At 58.9% G+C, this 18,272-nt stretch carries 16 protein-coding genes; 12 read left to right on the top strand and 4 right to left on the bottom strand.

All coding sequences use genetic code 11. The features are described from left to right. Position 1 precedes the first annotated feature (1 nt). Positions 2-304, top strand: coding sequence for a hypothetical protein (locus NWV16_RS14135; RefSeq protein ID WP_260519538.1), 303 nt, complete (start codon positions 2-4; stop codon positions 302-304). A gap of 24 nt (positions 305-328) precedes the next feature. Here NWV16_RS14135 and NWV16_RS14140 read toward each other — a convergent pair whose 3' ends face one another. Next, complete coding sequence (locus NWV16_RS14140) at positions 329-724, bottom strand: MerR family transcriptional regulator (protein ID WP_065257333.1); 396 nt, start codon at positions 722-724, stop codon at positions 329-331. Between the two features lie 75 nt (positions 725-799). On the opposite strand from NWV16_RS14140, the gene NWV16_RS14145 reads away from it, so the two are divergent. Then, a complete protein-coding gene (locus tag NWV16_RS14145; protein ID WP_260519539.1) occupies positions 800-1,861 on the top strand; it encodes an SDR family oxidoreductase in 1,062 nt (353 codons plus the stop codon). 144 nt (positions 1,862-2,005) lie between these two features. Here NWV16_RS14145 and NWV16_RS14150 read toward each other — a convergent pair whose 3' ends face one another. Next, positions 2,006-2,158, bottom strand: coding sequence for a hypothetical protein (locus tag NWV16_RS14150; protein ID WP_260519540.1), 153 nt, complete (start codon positions 2,156-2,158; stop codon positions 2,006-2,008). A 99-nt stretch (positions 2,159-2,257) separates the two neighbouring features. Continuing rightward, positions 2,258-3,616, bottom strand: a complete 1,359-nt coding sequence (gene chrA, locus NWV16_RS14155; protein WP_260523526.1) for a chromate efflux transporter — start codon at positions 3,614-3,616, stop codon at positions 2,258-2,260. 245 nt (positions 3,617-3,861) lie between these two features. Between chrA and NWV16_RS14160 the strand changes: the two genes are divergently transcribed. Next, positions 3,862-4,365: a cupin domain-containing protein gene (locus NWV16_RS14160; RefSeq protein WP_260523527.1), complete on the top strand. Its 504-nt coding sequence runs from the start codon at positions 3,862-3,864 to the stop codon at positions 4,363-4,365. 227 nt (positions 4,366-4,592) lie between these two features. On the opposite strand, the gene fusA is transcribed toward NWV16_RS14160, so the two are convergent. Then, the gene (fusA, locus tag NWV16_RS14165; RefSeq protein ID WP_260519541.1) at positions 4,593-6,740 is read right to left on the bottom strand and encodes an elongation factor G; all 2,148 of its coding nucleotides are present in this window, start codon (positions 6,738-6,740) and stop codon (positions 4,593-4,595) included. A gap of 228 nt (positions 6,741-6,968) precedes the next feature. On the opposite strand from fusA, the gene NWV16_RS14170 reads away from it, so the two are divergent. The 9 genes from NWV16_RS14170 (at position 6,969) to NWV16_RS14210 (ending at position 18,248) form a co-directional block, all read left to right on the top strand. Beyond that, the gene (locus tag NWV16_RS14170) at positions 6,969-7,133 is read left to right on the top strand and encodes a hypothetical protein (RefSeq protein ID WP_260519542.1); all 165 of its coding nucleotides are present in this window, start codon (positions 6,969-6,971) and stop codon (positions 7,131-7,133) included. A 500-nt stretch (positions 7,134-7,633) separates the two neighbouring features. Next, the gene (locus NWV16_RS14175; protein WP_260519543.1) at positions 7,634-9,508 is read left to right on the top strand and encodes a 3-dehydroquinate synthase; all 1,875 of its coding nucleotides are present in this window, start codon (positions 7,634-7,636) and stop codon (positions 9,506-9,508) included. Further along, positions 9,505-10,395: a UbiA family prenyltransferase gene (locus NWV16_RS14180; protein ID WP_260519544.1), complete on the top strand. Its 891-nt coding sequence runs from the start codon at positions 9,505-9,507 to the stop codon at positions 10,393-10,395. Before NWV16_RS14175 ends, NWV16_RS14180 begins: the two co-directional genes overlap by 4 nt. After that, positions 10,392-11,174 carry an EboA domain-containing protein gene (locus tag NWV16_RS14185; RefSeq protein WP_260519545.1) on the top strand — a complete coding sequence of 261 codons (783 nt, stop codon included), beginning with the start codon at positions 10,392-10,394 and terminating at the stop codon, positions 11,172-11,174. Before NWV16_RS14180 ends, NWV16_RS14185 begins: the two co-directional genes overlap by 4 nt. A 12-nt stretch (positions 11,175-11,186) precedes the next feature. After that, positions 11,187-12,071, top strand: coding sequence for a TatD family hydrolase (locus tag NWV16_RS14190; protein WP_065257312.1), 885 nt, complete (start codon positions 11,187-11,189; stop codon positions 12,069-12,071). Further along, positions 12,068-13,300: a metabolite traffic protein EboE gene (eboE, locus tag NWV16_RS14195; RefSeq protein ID WP_260519546.1), complete on the top strand. Its 1,233-nt coding sequence runs from the start codon at positions 12,068-12,070 to the stop codon at positions 13,298-13,300. Before NWV16_RS14190 ends, eboE begins: the two co-directional genes overlap by 4 nt. Next, positions 13,290-14,735 (top strand): alkaline phosphatase family protein, encoded by a 1,446-nt coding sequence (locus NWV16_RS14200; protein WP_260519547.1) that lies wholly within the window; start codon positions 13,290-13,292, stop codon positions 14,733-14,735. The genes eboE and NWV16_RS14200 overlap by 11 nt, the downstream gene beginning before the upstream one ends. Continuing rightward, a complete protein-coding gene (locus NWV16_RS14205; RefSeq protein ID WP_260519548.1) occupies positions 14,714-15,865 on the top strand; it encodes a hypothetical protein in 1,152 nt (383 codons plus the stop codon). The genes NWV16_RS14200 and NWV16_RS14205 overlap by 22 nt, the downstream gene beginning before the upstream one ends. Position 15,866: 1 nt before the next feature. After that, on the top strand, positions 15,867-18,248 hold the full coding sequence (locus tag NWV16_RS14210; RefSeq protein WP_260519549.1) for a hypothetical protein: 2,382 nt from the start codon (positions 15,867-15,869) through the stop codon (positions 18,246-18,248). Positions 18,249-18,272: the final 24 nt, after the last annotated feature.

The following is an 18,272-nucleotide window of genomic DNA, read 5'->3' on the forward strand; positions in this document are numbered from 1 at the left end:
CATGGAATGGAACGATGTGCTCAAGGAAGTGAGCGTGCGCTTCAAATCTCGCAGCTGGTTGCTGATCGATCTGCCTCGCGAGGGGTTGCCACTGAATCGGCTGATGCGGAACCTGGCAAGCGATTACGCCCGATTCACCCTGATACTCGACTGTGGCCTTGAAGAGGTCTTTTCCATAGTCGATGCCTTGGGGGCGGGTATCAGCTATGCAGCCTCGTTACAGACGGTCAGGCGCGAGGCTGAAGCTGAGGTGGCGGGAACACCGGGGGCTGTGGCGTTTCACGACTTCAAGTGGGCGTGTTGATGGGTTCATTTTCGCCACCCTCTGCTACGAAGTGGCCTTCAGCTCATTCAGGCGCTGAAGCTCAAGTTGCCGTGCCGCACTGGCTTCAAGATTGGCACGCTCCTGATCCAGATACCGATGGATGCTCTGGAGGCTGGCGATCTTCTGTTGGATTTCGGCCATTTTCTTTTCAATCAGCTTGGCGCCCTCGGCGCAGTCAATCCGTTGGTTGCGCTGTGCATCGAGAATCTCGCCGATTTCCCCCAGGGAGAAGCCCATGCTTTGCGCCCGCTGGATAAAGTCCAGATCCTGCAGGGTTTGCGCGTTGTAGACGCGATAGTTGTTCGCTCGACGCTCCGCTGTGATCAGGCCGATTTGCTCGTAGTAACGCAGCGTATGGCGGCTGGCACCGCTGCGGGTCTCGAGTTCGCCGATTTTCATGAAAAACACCGCTTGACTGTAGAGTTGGGTCGATAGTTTACGCTTGATTCCTCACCGGAAAACAGGAGCAGAGGAATGAGCGTGGAGTGCTTTGTCACAGGGGGAAGCGGATTTATCGGCCAGCATTTGGTGGCGCTTTTGAGTGCAAAAGGTCACACCGTTCGAGTGCTGATGCGTCGCCCCGAGCGACTCGCGACGCTGCGCGAGCAAGTGGATGCGTTGGGAGGCAACGCAACCCGGGTATTTGCCGTGGCTGGAGACCTGCAGAGTGACGGGCTGGGGTTGAGCCCGGCAGACCGGGCCGTATTGAAACACGCCGGCGTGCTGTTCCACCTCGGCGCCCAATTCGCCTGGGGGCTGTCAATGGAGCAGGCTCGGGCAGTCAATGTCGAAGGCGCGAAACGCGTGGCCTTGCTGGCGGCCGAGCAAAACAGCCGGTTAGTGATGATCGGCGGCTTCATGCTGAAAAATCATGAGCATCTGCGGCGCATCGGCATCGATCCTCTGCATCCGCAGTCGACTGATTGGCCAGCGGTCTATCGGCGCGTCGGGGGTTACGAGGGCAGCAAGCTGGAGGCGCACTTTGCGACCCTGGCGCTGATGGCTGCCAAGGGCGGCGAAATGACCGTGGTGCACCCGGCGACGGTGTGTGGTCACAGCCGCACCGGGCACATCCTGGAGAGCCAGCCACTGGTGGCGCTGATACGCAACCTTGTGCAAGGCAAACTGACTGCGGTGCCCGGTACCGCCAGGCACTGGCTGCCGCTGGTAACGGTGGATCACCTGGTTGATCTGACGGTCGCGTGTGCGTTCGATCCTGCCATGGCCGGGCAGGAGCTGCTGGCGCTCGATGACCAGACGCCCGACCTGCGCGAACTCCTGGTACAGGTTGCGGTAACGGTCGGAGTGAAATCGCCCAGGCATTTCATTTCGTTGCAATGGCTGAAGTGGCTTCTGAAGATTGCTCCCGTCGCGCGTTTTCTGAATACACAACCCGAGGCGCTGGACTTCATCCAGACCACGCGCTTTGATACTTCAACGCTCGAGCGATTTGCCAACCGGCATGGCATTGCCAGGCCGGACATACGCGAGTCGTTGCAGCACACTGCAAGGTTCGTCCATTTATATTGCCTGTAGAAGGGCCTTCAGAATCCATAGCTGCCGCTCGAGTGCAGGTGATTCAACGGCAAGTCATACGTTTGCTGTGGTTAGCCGTAGCAAATACGGTTTGGGCATCTGCGTCGGTGGCGGCTTCGCGGCCAAGGCGGCGTCGGTCGACAATTACTGGCTTGGCTCCGCCGCCTTGTCCTTCTGAATCTGCAACGATGCCTTGCTTTTGTCGCCATCTTTATTCGGGGCATCGTTCGAACCTTCGAAACAGCCCTGCAAGATCAACACGGAACAAAGTCCCAGACAGGCGCAAAGTGTTTTCATGATTCTCTCCTTTCAACTGAAAATACCTCTTCCAATTCCGAAGGCTCGAACGGCGACAGAGTTCACTCTGCTTTGCGCATTCCGGATCGGCGGAGAGCACTAGCGCAGCAGATGCACTGCCAGGCCCACGAGCGCACAGCCCAGCAACACTTGGATAACCCCCCGCTTGAAGTGAAACAAGGCTACGGCGGCGGATATCGCGATCAGCGCTGAAGGCCAGTCGAGACTGGCGCTGAAGCCTTTTGGCCAAAGGACGTGATAACCAAAGAAACACGCCAGGTTGAGGATCACGCCAACCACGGCGGCGGTAATGGCCGTCAGCGGTGCAGTGAACCTGAGTTCATTGTGGGTGGACTCCACCAATGGGCCGCCTGCGAGGATGAACAGGAAGGAGGGGAGGAACGTGAACCATGTCACCACGGTGGCGGCCAAGGCCCCGGCCCAAAATACCTGATCGGCCCCGAACACTTGTGAAACGTAGGCCCCGATAAATCCCACGAAGGCCACCACCATGATCAGCGGTCCGGGCGTGGTTTCCCCCAGTGCCAGGCCGTCGATCATCTGCGTGGGTGTCAGCCAGCCATAGTGACCGACCGCGCCCTGATACACATACGGGAGAACCGCATAGGCCCCACCAAAGGTCAGCAACGCCGCCTTGGTAAAAAACCAGCCCATTTGGGTGAGGGTGCCTTCCCAACCGAAAACGGCGGTCAACACGCCCATCGGCAGTGCCCACAACCCGGCGCCGATGAGTGCCAGCACTGTCAGCTTCAGCCAGCTGAAGCGGGCGTGTTCCGGGGGAGGGGTGTCGTCGTCGATCAGAGCCGGGCCAAAGGATTTCTTGTCGGCGCGGTGGCCTCCGGCCCTGAACTTCTCGGGTGCCAGGCGTCCGCCGGCATAACCGATCAATGCCGCCCCCAGCACAATCAAGGGGAACGGAACATTGAACGCGAAGATTGCAGTGAATGACGCCGCCGCTATCGCCCACAACCAGTTATTTTTCAGCGCCCGAGATCCGATTCGATGGGCCGCTTGTACCACAATAGCCGTCACGGCAGGCTTGATCCCATAGAAGAGCCCGGCCACCACGGGCACTTCGCCGAACGCGATATACATCCAGGACAGGGCGATCAGAATGAACAAGGAGGGCAGCACGAACAGAGCTCCCGCGATCACTCCGCCCCAGGTTCGATGCATCAGCCAGCCGATGTAAGTTGCCAACTGCTGGGCTTCAGGCCCGGGCAGCAGCATGCAATAGTTGAGCGCATGCAGGAAGCGGCGTTCGGAGATCCAGCGCCGTCGCTCTACCAACTCCTGGTGCATGATCGAAATTTGCCCGGCTGGTCCACCGAAGCTGATGAAGCCGAGCTTCAGCCAAAACCAGAACGCCTCACGAACACTGACGGTTTGTGGCCTCGGCAGTTCGTTTTCTATCGTGGGGGACATCACTTTATTCATTGGATTGGCCATCGTTCACAAACACCGTCAGGATCGATGAAGGGCAGGATAAAAGCGGTAATCCACAAGAGCAATATGAGCGCGGTGGGCAAAATGAGCTTTAATCGAGGAGAGCATTAATGGCTCAAAAAAGGTTAAAAAATGACGCTAACTTCATCAATTGTGACGCCATTTCAGGTTAACTACACTAAATGAGCCTTTAGTTGAGCTATGCAAAAAAAGATGAGAAATCAACGGAGAAGGCCATGCCGAACGCAAATGACGTGATTGCCGCTCTTGCGCTGGAAGCTCATGTTGAAGGTGGCTATTTCCGCAGGACGTATCAGGCCGATCATCGAGATATGCTCGAAACCCGGGCTGGCCCACGTTATTTGATGACGTCCATTTACTACCTGTTGACCGAAGATTCGCCGATCGGCCAGTTTCACTTCAACCAGTCAGACATCCTGCATTTTTTCCATCTGGGCGACGCTGTCGAGTACAGCCTGATTCATGCTGACGGCTCATTGCAAACATTGGTAATGGGCCGCGACGTTCTGGCCGGACAGCATCTGCAACTGCACGTACCAGGCGGAATCTGGAAAGCCTCCAGACTGCTGAATGGCGAGTACGGGTTCGGATTGATCAGCGAAGCGGTTTCGCCAGGGTTTGATTTTGCGGATATGGAAATGGGGAATCGACAGAAACTCGTGGCGCAGTATCCGCAGCATCGAGCGTTGATTGAAATGCTGACACGTGATGAGGATTGAGAACGGCACATTTGAAACAGGAGATCATCGGCATCAAAGACATGGCGCCTGGGACGATGCTTGAGATTGAAATGGTATGTGCAACCGGTTCGATCTTGAAATACATTGTTACGTGTAATGTATATTATGTTAAATAATGTGTCTAGGATAAACGCCACCAACTGGCCCCAACGCCTCTTCAGCTTCATCGACCGGGACGCCTCCACCAGCGTCCCGGCCCAAGCCCGTCACTTCTGATATTTCGTCAGCGCTTCAACGATGTTCGGCGGTGCTTCCGCATATTTGGAAAACTCCATTGAATAGCTCGCACGTCCCTGAGACATCGAACGTACGTCGGTCGCATAACCGAACATCTCGCCAAGCGGTACTTCAGCGCGGACGATGCGGCCAGAGACAGACTCATCCATACCTTGTACCAGACCGCGACGACGGTTCAGGTCGCCCATCACGTCACCCAGATATTCCTCCGGTGTGACCACTTCGACTTTCATGATCGGCTCAAGCACAACGCCGCCGCCTTTCTGGGCCAGTTGCTTGGTTGCCATGGAAGCCGCCACTTTGAACGCCATCTCGTTGGAATCCACGTCATGGTAGGAACCGTCAAACACGGCAGCCTTCAGGCCGATCAGCGGATAGCCGGCAACGACGCCGTTTTTCATCTGCTCTTCGATCCCTTTCTGGATCGCCGGAATGTATTCCTTCGGAACCACACCCCCCACAATTTCATTGGTGAAGACCAGGCCTTCGGTGATGTTGCCTTTTTCGTCCATGTCCGGCTCCGAGAAACGGATCCAGCAGTGCCCGAACTGACCACGACCGCCCGACTGACGAACGAACTTGCCTTCGATCTCGACGTTGGATTTGGTGATCTTCTCGCGGTATGAAACCTGTGGTTTACCGATGTTGGCCTCGACGTTGAACTCGCGCCGCATGCGGTCAACGATAATGTCCAGGTGCAGCTCACCCATACCCGAAATGATGGTCTGACCGGTTTCTTCATCAGTCTTGACCCTGAACGACGGGTCTTCCTGAGCCAGCTTGCCCAGCGCGATCCCCATCTTTTCCTGGTCCTGTTTGGTTTTCGGCTCAACGGAGAGCGAAATCACAGGTTCCGGGAAATCCATACGCTCGAGGATGATCGGTTTGTCGGCGTCGCACAGGGTTTCGCCCGTGGTGACGTCCTTCATGCCGATCAGCGCAGCGATGTCGCCCGCCCGTACTTCCTTGATCTCTTCACGCTGGTTGGCGTGCATTTGCACCATACGACCCACGCGTTCTTTCTTGCCCTTGACCGAGTTGATGACCGAGTCACCGGAGGTCAGGAAGCCCGAATAAACGCGAACGAAGGTCAGAGTCCCCACGAACGGGTCAGTGGCAATCTTGAACGCCAGCGCCGAGAACGGCTCGTCATCGTCAGCGTGACGCTCGTCGTAGTCAGCCTCTACCAGTTCGTCTTTCGGTTTCTCGATGAGATCGGGGTGGATCCCCTTGATCGACGGGATCTCGGTCGGCGAAGGCAAGTAGTCGATCACGGCGTCGAGAACCAGAGGAACGCCTTTGTTCTTGAACGACGAACCGCAGACCGCCGGAACGATCTCGCCAGCCAGCGTACGGGCGCGCAGGCCCGCCTTGATCTCTTCGGCGGAAAGCTCACCTTCCTCCAGGTACTTGTTCATCAATTCTTCAGTGGCTTCGGCTGCCGCTTCCACCATCTTGTTGCGCCACTCGTTGGCCAGGTCCACCAGATCTGCAGGAATCTCTTCCTCGCGATAGGTCGTACCCTTGTCGTCTTCGTTCCAGTAGATGGCCTTCATCTTGATCAGGTCGACCTGACCCTGGAAGTCATCCTCTGCGCCGATGGCCAACTGGATCGGAACCGGAGTGTGGCCCAGACGGTTCTTGATCTGCGCGACCACACGCAGGAAATTCGCGCCGGCACGGTCCATCTTGTTCACGTAAACCACACGGGGAACGTGGTACTTGTTGGCTTGACGCCATACGGTTTCGGATTGTGGCTCGACACCGGCGGTGCCGCAGAACACCACGACAGCGCCGTCGAGTACGCGCAGGGAACGTTCTACTTCAATGGTGAAGTCAACATGGCCCGGGGTATCGATAACGTTTACGCGATGTTTGTCGTACTGGCCACGGGAACCCTTCCAGAACGTGGTGACGGCCGCAGAAGTGATGGTGATCCCCCTCTCCTGCTCCTGCACCATCCAGTCAGTGGTCGCGGCGCCGTCGTGCACCTCGCCCATCTTGTGGCTCAGGCCCGTGTAAAACAGGATCCGCTCGGTCGTGGTGGTTTTGCCGGCATCGACGTGAGCGACGATACCGAGGTTGCGATAAAGGCTGATGGGCGTTGTACGAGCCATGATGCGCTCCTTGAAGGGTGATAAAGCAATTATTCACGACCGGAAGAATGAGTGTAGATCCATCGAGAGGTGACGAGGAAGGCAGTTTTCCGCAGCCATCAACACACTGTTTCCGAGCACCTTGTTGACGGAAACTCGTGAAACGTACAACTGTCATAACACCTGTTTACGCTGCGCCACACGGCGGAGCATGATCCTCGAAATGCCGTCATCACTCGGGAATTGAACATGGGCAAAGTCGTCGTCGCGTTGTTGTTCGTAATCGGTGCTCTGGGCTACGCCCTGGTTGAAGGACCGCAGGCTGCTCAACCACCGTTGTTCATGGCCGTTCTGGCAAGCATTGCGGCACTCGTTGCACTGGTACATATCTCCAGTTCTCGCTCTAGCGATTGAGTCCTCGGGCTGTGGCTTCGCGTGTTCATTGAGAACACATTAAGGAACAATCGCTAACTAACCGAGCATTTCAGTCAACTTTAAAACTCATATAACCAGCAGCAATAGCATAAATAACCAAAAATAATGTCACATGGCCACCTTTTATTAGTTAGCTAATTAAGGTCATGGGTGACTCTTCTCGTTCCAAATGAAAGACGCTGTTCATCACGCCAGACTAAACGACTTTATCTTATTGATAATAAAGAACAAATTGACCACGTTTGAGCGGCACTCCTTCGCCGTCTCACATCACTTCAACACAGCACAAACAACTCCCTGCCTCAATCGACTTGCAAAACCACAACAACCGTCTAGGTTCATCAATATCTTCGCAAGTGCTATCGACCTGACAATAAAAACAGCCTTTGCGGCGGGAGCATTCATTCTTCTGAGATAAATCAGACTCTGCTTTAGTTGCTGAACGGAACTCAGTCATAACCAGTCAAGAGGGATGCTTGATGAAGCACAGCCGTTGGTTTCGTGCGCTCTCGAACAATGCGTCGGCCGGGCATTTCTGGCTCTCGCTGCTTTGCTTTGCAGCCTTGGTGATTTCCAGCTTCCTGTTGTTCGAACAGCAGATCCAGAATTTCCTCACGCATCTCGACCTGTACCTGCCCTCTTCTCCCACCCAGAAGCTCAACGTCGCGTTGTTGCTGATTGCCCTGCTGGCACTGGACGTGGTGTTGCCCGTGCCGTCGAGTGTGGTCGCGCTATTGGCGGTGGCGATGCTGGGCAGTGTCGGCGGTTATCTGGTGATTTTCATTGGCCTGTGCCTCGGGGCCGGGTTGGGTTATGCGCTGGGGGCCGGTTATTTCCGGATGCTGTCCAGCCGACTTGGCCTGCATCAGCGTCAGACCGGGCAACTGGCGTATCGACTGGGCACGCTGTCGTTGATCTGCCTGCGTGGCGTGCCGGTATTGGCGGAAACCTCGGTGGTGGCCGCCGGCATGCAGCGCTATCCGCTGCGCGCTTTTGTGCTGGTGACGACCCTGGCCAACGCCGGACTGGCGCTGGCCTACAGCGCCATCGGCACGTTCCTGGTCGAAGAGAATGCGCTGCTGGTGACCATCCTGGCCAGCATGGTGTTGCCGGGGCTGTTCATCGCCGGATACAGCCTGTTCAAGGCCCTGCGAAAACAGGGAACGGCGCCAACACTGCACGGACGTTTCGAGGTCAGTTACGACTACCCGGTGGTGTTCACCGATCATCTGTTCGATCCGCACAATTCCTGCCTGCACCAACAGCTCACTGCCGGGCAAAGCGCTCAGGTGAAGGTGATGATCTTCGCCGATGAACAGTTGCTCAAAAGCGCGCCGACGTTGCTGGAGCAAATCGACATCTACTTTGCTGCACATGCAACGGATCTGCACTTGCTGGCCTCGCCCATTGCCGTTCCGGCCGGCGAATTGAGCAAGGATTCACAGGTGTTGCAGCAGCTCTACACCGACATGCTGAGCCATGGGCTGGACCGGCATTGCTATGTGCTGGCCCTGGGCGGTGGCGCGGTGCTGGACTGTGTCGGTTATGCCTGTGCCACTTTCCATCGTGGCATTCGGCTGATCCGGGTGCCAAGCACGGTGCTGGCCCAGAACGACGCCGGCATCGGCGTGAAAAACGGCATCAACGCCTTCGGCCAGAAAAACCTGCTGGGGGCCTTCTACCCTGCCACCGCCGTGATCAATGACTTCCAGTTGCTGACCACCCTGACCCGCCGCGATCAGATCGCCGGGCTGGCCGAAGCGGTCAAGGTCGCGTTGATCAAGGACCGGGCGTTCTTCGAGTGGATGGAGCAACAGGCCGAAGCCCTCGCCCACTTCGATCACCCGGCCAGTCGTTACGCGATTCGCCGCTGCGCCGAACTGCACCTGGCACACATTACCGGCGCCGGCGATCCCTTCGAGCGCGGCAACGGGCGACCACTGGATTACGGGCACTGGGCGGCGCACAAACTGGAAAACCTCAGTCACCATCGCCTGCGTCATGGCGAAGCGGTCGCAGTGGGCATGGCCCTCGACGGGCTCTACGCCAATGCCCTCGGGCTGCTGAGCGATGGTGATACGGAGCGGGTGACGAGTCTGTTGAGCCGGCTCGGTTTCAACCTGTGCCCGCCGGAACTGGCCCTCAAAGATGCGCAAGGTCGCTCGCCGGTGCTGCTCGGGCTGGAGGAATTCCGCCAGCACCTCGGCGGCCAGCTCTCGATTCCGATGCTCAGCGGCATTGGCCAGTCGGTGGACCTGCATGAGATTGACGACACGCGAATGGAGCAGGCGCTGGCGAAGCTGTCCGCCCTCAATGCCCCGGCTATCGGTTTGAGCGAGGGTTTTGCGAAATGAGCCAGACCCCGCAAAACCTCAAGACCTGGATGACCCTGGGCCGGGTCTCCAACCTGCCGACAGTGTGGACCAACACCCTGGCCGCCGCCCTGCTGGCCAGCAGCGCCGGTGCCTTGGCGCCGCCCTCGTCGCTGGTGTGGATTCTGCTGCTGTTCACCCTGTCGCTGTTGTATCTGGCCGGCATGTTGCTGAACGATCTGCTGGACGCCGACTGGGATCAACAGCACCACAATCCTCGGCCCATCACCCTGGGGCTGGTCAGCCGCCAGCAAGTGCGTCTTGCCACCGTATTGTTGCTGACACTCGCGGCAGCGTCGGTGCTGGGCCTGAGCCAACTGATCGATCAACCCCATTGGCTGCTGGCCAGCGTCAGCCTGCTGGTGGGCTGCATCATCGGTTACAACGTGCTGCACAAGAAATACGCCCACAGCGTGTGGTTGATGGGTGCCTGCCGCTCGGCCCTGTACCTCACGGCGGCCGCCAGCCTGGCGCTGCCACCGGAGCCGATCTGGCTGTGCGCGGTGCTGCTGGGGGTCTACATCAGCGGGCTGACTTATCTGGCGCGTAATGAGCACAACAACCAGTTGCTCAGTCGGTTGCCTCTGGTTCTGATGTTGAGCCCGCTGGTTCTGGCGATCTACTCCGGCAACCTGTGGTTCTGGCCGGTGCTGCTGCTCTGGCTCGGCTGGCTGGGCTGGCATTACCGGCAGCACCTGGCCAACCCGCAGCATCGACAGATCCGCGCATTTATCGGTGCCGGTCTCGCGGCGCTGCCGCTGTTCGATGCGCTGGTGATGGCCGTGGCCAACCAGCCGTTGGGCAGCCTGCTGTGTGTTCTGGTGTTTTTCCTGCTCCCACACTTCCAACGCTGGGTCAAACCGACATGAACATGGACGTCACTGCACCGCCGACGGCGGCCCTTGGCATGCGCCGCGATTGCCTCGCCCGACAGCATCAGGCCCTGGCCGAACAACTCGATGACAGCGAATTGCAATGGTGGCGACAGGCACGGGAGCAGCTGGCCCGGCAACCGGACGCCAACACAGCGGTGCTCCTGAGCGGTCAGTGCAAGCGTCATCTGCATGATCGCGCCCTGCCCGACAACGACAGCTGGAGTCTGATCCAGCTGGCCCGCGCCTTATTGCTGGCACAGGTCCTCGAACAGTCCTCCGGGGGCGGACAATTGTCCACGCTGCGCCAGCTTTTTCTATGGGGGGACGATCAGGAAAAGATCGCCATCCTCAAAGCCTTCGACTGGCTCGACAGCCATGGCGTGTGCATTGAACTGGCGTTGCAGGCCGGACGCACCAGCAACAGCCAGGTGTTCGCCGCACTCGCCCTCGACACCCCCTACCCGTCCCGCCATTACCCGGAACGCGCCTTTCACCAACTGGTGCTGAAGGCACTGGGCATGGGTCTGGACATAAGCCGTCTGGTCGGCCTGAGCCAGCGACACGGCACCGCTCTCAATCAACTGGCCCTCGACCTGCTGGAAGAACAGTTGGCCGCTGACCGGGCGGTATCCGTCGGGTTGCCTCTGGCGATTGCCTTCGACCGCCTCAGCCCGGTTCAACACCAACGGTTGATCGAGCTGAACCGACAGCGGCGCTTGCCGGCGCAATGGCGAGATCACCTGAACGGATACCCGACGATCCCTTTCCCTTGATGAGGATTCACCATGGCCAAGTACTTCGACCCGCATATTCATATGGTCAGCCGCACCACCGATGACTACCAGAACATGGCCGCCGCCGGGATCACCGGGGTGATCGAACCGGCCTTCTGGCAGGGCCAGGCCAGAACCAGTGTCGGCAGCTTCATCGACTATTTCGACACCCTGCTGGGCTGGGAGCGCTTTCGCGCCAGCATGTTCGGCATCCATCATTTCTGCACCATCGGCCTCAACCCCAAGGAGGCCAATGACCTGTCGGTGGCCAACGAAGTGCTGGAAGTCCTGCCGCGCTACCTGGTGAAGGACGGTGTGGTGGCGGTCGGTGAAATCGGCTACGACGACATCACGCCCGAGGAAGACCGCTTTCTCGCCGCGCAGCTGGAACTGGCCAGACAATTCAACCTGCCGGTGCTGGTGCACACACCGCATCGTGACAAGATCGGCGGCACCAAGCGCACGCTGGCGGTGATCCGCGAAGTGGGGATTGCTGAACATCTGGTGATCATCGACCACCTCAACGAGCTGACCCTGCCGTTGGTGCTGGATAGCGATTGCTGGCGCGGCCACTCGATCTACCCCAACACCAAAATGTCGGAACAGCGCATGGTCGCCCTGCTCCAGCAGTACGGCACCGAGAAAATGGTGGTCAACAGCGCCGCCGACTGGGGCATCAGCGATCCGCTTAAAGTGCCGAAAACCGGTCAGGCGATGTTGGCGGCGGGCTTCAGCGAAGCACAGGTCGAGCAGGTGCTGTTCCATAACCCCGTCGACTTCTTCGCCCAGAGCGGTCAACTGGACAAAACCCTGATCAGCACGCCGCTGCCCATCGATCAGCGCCGGCAGTGGCAGGACAACTCTGCCCTGCGGGGGCAGGAGCCGGTGATCAAATGAGCGCCGGCAAGGGTTGGGCCGCCGCGCAGGTCGGGTATTGCAGCAATGTGCACCCGACCCACGACCTGGCCAGGCTGAAGGCCTCCATCGACCAGCACTTTCAGAGTGTGCGTACGCAACGCGGGCTGCAGGAACAGGACAGCGGGCTGTGGATCAGCGCTCTGGCCGCCTCCGCACTGCAGCAGACATCCGCACGCTCGGAATTCCTGAGTCTGCTGCAACGCAGCGGATTGCGCCTCACGTCGCTCAATGGTTTCCCCTACGGTCAGTTTCACGAAGGGGCGGTGAAAGCCGCCGTCTACCTGCCCAGCTGGGCCGAGCCGAAACGGTTGGCGTACAGCCTCGAACTGGCGCAGATCCTCGCGCAAGCGTTGCCGGCAGACTGTCAGCAAGGGGTGATTTCCACTGTACCGCTGGGGTACGCCGCCACCTGGAGCCCGACGCTGCAACAGCGTGCCGAGTTTCAACTGCGCGAACTCACCACGGCACTGGCCAGGCTGCATCGGGAAACCGGCAAGAAAATCGTGTTCTGTCTGGAGATGGAGCCGGACTGCGTGCTGGAAAACACCGACCAGGCCATCGCCTTCTTCCGCCGCTGGCAAATCACTGATCCGCACCATGGCTATCTGGCGCTGTGTTTTGACGTTTGCCATCAGGCCGTGATGTTCGAAGACTGCTATCGATCACTGGTCAGGCTGCGTCAGGCGCAGGTGCCCATCGGCAAGATCCAGCTGTCCAGTGCCCTGGTGTGTCGCTTGCCTGCAGAGGACGCCGAACGCCGCGAACACGTCCTCCAGACGCTGAGTGACTTTTGCGAAACCACTTACCTGCATCAAGTGAAAGCACTCGACAGCGAGAACCGCCTGGTGGCCTGGGCGGATCTGCCGGCTGCGCTGGACGATTGCACAACGCATCCGGGATGCTACCCGGAGCTACGGATTCACTTTCACATCCCGCTGTTCAGCGAACAACTGGTGATACCCGAGCTCAGCGGCAGCCAGCTCGCCCTCGCGCAGACCTTCGACTACCTCGCCGACCATCGCGATTTTCGCCCCGTGCTGGAAGTGGAAACCTACAGCTGGGGTGTTCTGCCTGCCCGACTGAGGCCGACCACCGAACAGGCCCAACTGCAAGGCATCGGCGCGGAACTGCAATGGGTCGAGGATCAGTTGCGCCAGCGTCAATTGCTGCGTCCCCAGGCGCGGGAGGCGTACGCCGATGCCCTCTGATCGTTCACGTCAACCGTTGCTGCTGATCAACGTGGTCGGGCTGACCCCGTCGCTGTTGGGAGACGCGACGCCGCACATCAATGCCCTGCTGAAAACCGCCAGAATGGCCAGCCTGCAACCGGTGTTCCCGGCCGTCACATCATCGGTGCAAGCCTCGATTCTTACCGGCCGCCCACCGTCGGAACACGGCATCGTCGGTAATGGCTGGTATTTTCGCGATCAGGCCGAAGTACGCTTCTGGTTGCAACCCAATGCGTTGATCCAGGGAGAAAAGGTCTGGGAAACGCTCAAGCGCGAGATCCCCGGGTTTCGCTGCAGCCAGTTGTTCTGGTGGTACAACATGTACGCGGACGTGGACGCCGCCATCACCCCGCGTCCGCATTACCCCGCCGATGGTCGCAAGATATTCGGCCTGTATTCGTCTCCGGCTTCGTTGCACGAAACCATCGAACAGCAGATCGGTGCGTTTCCTTTCCCCGGTTTCTGGGGACCGGCGGCCGGCATTGCGTCGAGCCGCTGGATCGTCGATTGCGCCATCGCCGAGTTCCGGCTCGACCGGCCCGACCTGCAATTGATCTATCTGCCGCATCTGGATTACAGCCTACAGCGTGTGGGGCCTGATCATCCTTCGATTGCCGATGAGGTGCGGGCCATCGACCATGAAGTCGGTCGGCTGCTGGCCTTCGCCGAAGAGCAAGGCGCTGCGGTGATGCTCTTGTCGGAGTACGGCATCGAAGCGGTCAATCAATCGGTGTCCATCAACCGTGTGTTGCGTTCGGAAGGTTTGCTGCAGGTACGTCAGTCACTGACCTGGGAATTGCTCGACCCCGGCGCCAGCGCCGCGTTTGCCGTCGTCGATCATCAGATCGCGCATGTCTATGTGAAAAACACCCACGACATTCCTCGCGTCAAAGCGTTGATGCAACGCCAGCCCGGCATCGAGCAAGTGCTGGATAAGGCCGAACAAAAGGCGTTTCAGCTGGACCACCCCCGCAGCGGCGAACTGGTGGCCGTGGCTGCGGCGGGTTACTGGTTCGATTACTACTACTGGTTCGATGATCGCAAGGCCCCGGACTTTGCCCGCACCGTGGACATCCACCGCAAGCCCGGCTACGACCCGCTCGAGCTGTTCATCGACCCGGCCATCCGTTTCCCGATCCTGAAAGTGGCGCGCCGTCTGCTGCAGAAAAAGCTTGGCTTTCGCTACTACATGGACCTGATTCCGCTGGACACCGGACTGGTCCGCGGCAGTCATGGTCGCCTGCCCGAGCGCGAGGAAACCGGCCCGCTGCTCATCACCAATTGCGATCTGCCGCTGCCGCAAACCCTGGCGGCCACGGCGGTGAAACAACTGCTCCTTGCGCATTTTCTGGGGCATCTCTACCACCACTCGGCCAATGCCAAGGAGCTTCCATGCGGCGAGCCATTTCTTTAACCGTTCTCAGTGCACTGGCCGGTTTGGCTCAGGCACAGGACACCAACAGTTTCGATTGCAACCAGTTCCTGAAATTCGGAACCGATATCACCAAGACCCGGGCCGCGTTTCAGCAGAGCCCCGAAACCATGGCCTGGAACTGGTTCGTCTGTCTGAACCAGCCCAGCGCGGCGCAGACCAGTAACCGGGTGTGGGAAACCATGAAGCCGTCGGATCAGGTCTACCTGCCCGATGGCGCTGCGCCCGGCCCCTATGCCAGTAACGCGCCGCTTCCGGCCGACGTGACCAGGCAAGCCACGACGCTGGGCATGGACCTGAACCGGACCTTCCACAACATCAACGCGGTGCAACAGGTCGATGGTCTGGCGCTGCACATGGGCGGGTCGGTGCCGGTCTCCCAGAAAGGCAACCCCGTGCGCTTTCAACTGTTGATGGGGCAGGACACCTTCGACTACATCGTGGCGCGCAATGTCTACAACATGAATGGGCAAAATGCGCTGGCCGGCGACCTGGACTTTCCTGCCACCGCCTGGGAGCTGAAAGCCGCGTGGCTGTGGATCGGTTCGGACACGACCTATCGGCAGACACTGGCCAACGACGGTTACTACATCGGCCAGGCCTACTACCAGCAGGACGACGGCACCTATCAGGTCGGTTATGCGGCATTGAGCGGTCTGCATGTGGTCAACAAGCTGGACGCCAACTGGGTCTGGACCACCTTCGAAAACGTCAACAACAGCAAGTACACCGTCACCAACGCGCCGACCCCGACGCCGATGACCAACACCACGGGGCCGACCCCGGCTGCCAAACCGGTTAACGCCAGCTTCCAGGCGGGCAACCCGTCGCTGTCGAAGTACGAATTGATCGGCGTCGAGTTCCAGCCGGTCACGCAGGTGCTGGCCAACTCGCAGCTGGAGTCGGCGTTCCAGAACACTTCATCGTGCCTGGCCTGCCATGGCACCGCCGCCTACTCCAACGACAAGGGTTATTTCAACTTCGCCATCAAGCAAGGTGGCGGCATCGTTTACCCGACCACTCCGCTGCCGCCGTCCGATTTCGACGGCTACAAAAAACTGGACTTTGTCTGGTCGCTGAAGCGCGCCCAGTGGCAACGAAAAGGAGCCTGACATGAGCGTATTGAACTTCCCCCGCATCTACCTCAACGGCCATATGTTCTGGAACCCGCCCACGGCCAACAACAACGATGTGCTGCCGTTGTATGACGCGGTGAAGATGGATATCAACTGGCCGTTCGTCAATTACTTCGATATCACCTCCGCCAATGCCCCCACGACCTTGCTGCCCTGGATGATCAGGCCTGTGCAGGAAAAGGACTTGCCGCCCTACGTGACGCAAGTGCCGGGCAATGACAATCCGGGCACATTTCCGTTCATACCCGCCGAATGGGATCTGTTTGGCGACAACGCTTGTGGAACGGTGAGCTACCAAAGCACCCGCTCGACCATCATTGGCGGTGAGCTGCAAGCCAACACCTATATCAGCCAGGACGCGCTGGTCGGCAGGGATTACCAACTGCTCGGCAACCCCTTCGGCAGCCAGACACCGACAGCGGCTCGTTTCGTCGATATCAGCCCCTGGCAGAACACCTTTACCGCGCTGTATTTCGATAAATTGCAGTTGGGGGATGCCACTTGTGGTCTGACGCTCAACCGCCAGTATCGGATGCTGGACCGCTTTCTGAGTTTCAAATGGGCCGCGCTTTTCCATGGCCTGGCGTACGTCACCACCACGTGGCAGACCTGCTTCCCACGGGACAATCTGGAATGGGTCATCGGCGACTCGACCCTGCTGAGTAATCTCAAGCAGCAGATGGAACTTCAAGGGGCGCAGGGCCTGATGTTCAGGTTCTCCAACTACCTCACCTGTTACGACCGGAACGGGGTGTTCAACGACTTCCCGTATGTCAACAGCCATTCCTCTGACAAGTCGGCCATGGATCGGCTGACAGCGATGTATCAGAAAGGGCTGGACAATGTTTCCGACATTTTCTTCAACCCCGCCTATAACCGGACCGCGGCGACGCTGGGACTGTGGTTTGCCGACGAATACCCCACGGCTCCCGCCGGTCGGCGCTTGATCCCCGTCGAGGACATTTCGGTCACTCGGCCCGGCATGCCTGAGCCGCAAAAGACCACACTCGGCGTGATCTCGGCGCAGGTCACCGACAACACCCTGTCACTGGATCTGGCCAACACGTTTCCGTTCTATCCCCTCGACAAGCAGGCCGATATCCTGACGGCCGAACGGTTTCAGGCTGGCGATTACAAACTGGGTGTATCGACGAACGGAAGCTTCGTGCCAGTGGTCGACTTCGGCTTCGACCAGTATCAACAATCGGCCTTCGACCTGCGTTCAGGCCTTCTCGACTTCCCGCTCAGCGCGTCGCAAGCGGCCACCTTGCAATCCGGTCCGCTGGCGTTGCAACTGCAGGCACCGCAGTTGTCGGATCGCGTGATCGCCGCTGCCCAGCAAGTCTGGACCGCCGAGGTGGTGGAAAGCGGTACTTTCGTCGACGTGAACGACCACAAAACGCTGAACATCATGGTGCAGAAAAACGGGCAGCCGGCGGCCAACACCACCCTGTTTGTGGCGGAGTACGGCAACCCGTACAACGTGACCACCAGTGACTACTATCTGACATTCAGTAACGATGCCGACTTCACGCTGTTCTACGACAACGTACCGGACCGGAGTCAAAACAGCGCCAACCTGCCGCAGTTCCAGGGCACCCCGCCGATATCGAACTACGTAACCACCGGCAGCGGTCGCCGACTGGTCGATATGGAGATCAGGGACAAACCGGTCGGCGATCCGGTCAGTTACCAGGCATTCATGAATGGCTCGAGCCAACCGATAACGGTCCCGCTGAAACCTTGCCTGCAGTTCGATGCCGGCGTCTACGTCACCGGAACACTGGAAGATAACCAGGCACAGGTCAATTACTCCTATGTGTCGACCACCACCGACGACAAGGGCATCGCTCAGGTAAGTTTCAGAGCCTTGGCTGCGGGCTTCCCGACCTTGCGCTTTATCGTCAAGGACGGTGCCAGCGACCCGGACATCCCTTTCAGCTTTGCGCTCAACCAGGCCCAGATCGATTTCCTCGCCCCGCTGCGCGTCCTGCCACTGGACATGCAGTTGCAACAGGATTTCGTCAATCACTGGAACGACATTTACGAGGACCAGAATGCGCCCGAGAAAATCTGGGATGACTTCATCTACCCAAGGGTGCTCAAGACCTTCTACTACCTGTACCCGATCATGAACAAGTTCATGCCGCTCAACTCCCGCACGCGGGTCGAAGGCGCCGTCGACCAGTTGATCCGGCTGATCAGCAAGGAGTACCAGGAAGAAAGCACCCTCGCGATGCCCATCACCCGCGACCTGTCGCAAAGCCGTCGAGCGGTGCTGGAGTTGTGGGCGCAGAAGCTGGTCAAGCGCAACTTCCCGCCCATGCCTCTGAAGATGAGCGATTACGACAACCTCTGATACACGCTGCTCAACCAGGAACGA

The organism is Pseudomonas sp. BW7P1 (assembly GCF_024981055.1).
Taxonomy (GTDB): Bacteria; Pseudomonadota; Gammaproteobacteria; order Pseudomonadales; family Pseudomonadaceae; genus Aquipseudomonas; species Aquipseudomonas bananamidigenes.

Coding starts and splice junctions, on each gene's coding strand:
- NWV16_RS14135 (WP_260519538.1), top strand. CDS start 2: ATGGAATGGAACGATGTGCTCAAGGAAGTGAGCGTGCGCTTCAAATCT.
- NWV16_RS14140 (WP_065257333.1), bottom strand. CDS start 724: ATGAAAATCGGCGAACTCGAGACCCGCAGCGGTGCCAGCCGCCATACG.
- NWV16_RS14145 (WP_260519539.1), top strand. CDS start 800: ATGAGCGTGGAGTGCTTTGTCACAGGGGGAAGCGGATTTATCGGCCAG.
- NWV16_RS14150 (WP_260519540.1), bottom strand. CDS start 2,158: ATGAAAACACTTTGCGCCTGTCTGGGACTTTGTTCCGTGTTGATCTTG.
- chrA (WP_260523526.1), bottom strand. CDS start 3,616: ATGAATAAAGTGATGTCCCCCACGATAGAAAACGAACTGCCGAGGCCA.
- NWV16_RS14160 (WP_260523527.1), top strand. CDS start 3,862: ATGCCGAACGCAAATGACGTGATTGCCGCTCTTGCGCTGGAAGCTCAT.
- fusA (WP_260519541.1), bottom strand. CDS start 6,740: ATGGCTCGTACAACGCCCATCAGCCTTTATCGCAACCTCGGTATCGTC.
- NWV16_RS14170 (WP_260519542.1), top strand. CDS start 6,969: ATGGGCAAAGTCGTCGTCGCGTTGTTGTTCGTAATCGGTGCTCTGGGC.
- NWV16_RS14175 (WP_260519543.1), top strand. CDS start 7,634: ATGAAGCACAGCCGTTGGTTTCGTGCGCTCTCGAACAATGCGTCGGCC.
- NWV16_RS14180 (WP_260519544.1), top strand. CDS start 9,505: ATGAGCCAGACCCCGCAAAACCTCAAGACCTGGATGACCCTGGGCCGG.
- NWV16_RS14185 (WP_260519545.1), top strand. CDS start 10,392: ATGAACATGGACGTCACTGCACCGCCGACGGCGGCCCTTGGCATGCGC.
- NWV16_RS14190 (WP_065257312.1), top strand. CDS start 11,187: ATGGCCAAGTACTTCGACCCGCATATTCATATGGTCAGCCGCACCACC.
- eboE (WP_260519546.1), top strand. CDS start 12,068: ATGAGCGCCGGCAAGGGTTGGGCCGCCGCGCAGGTCGGGTATTGCAGC.
- NWV16_RS14200 (WP_260519547.1), top strand. CDS start 13,290: ATGCCCTCTGATCGTTCACGTCAACCGTTGCTGCTGATCAACGTGGTC.
- NWV16_RS14205 (WP_260519548.1), top strand. CDS start 14,714: ATGCGGCGAGCCATTTCTTTAACCGTTCTCAGTGCACTGGCCGGTTTG.
- NWV16_RS14210 (WP_260519549.1), top strand. CDS start 15,867: ATGAGCGTATTGAACTTCCCCCGCATCTACCTCAACGGCCATATGTTC.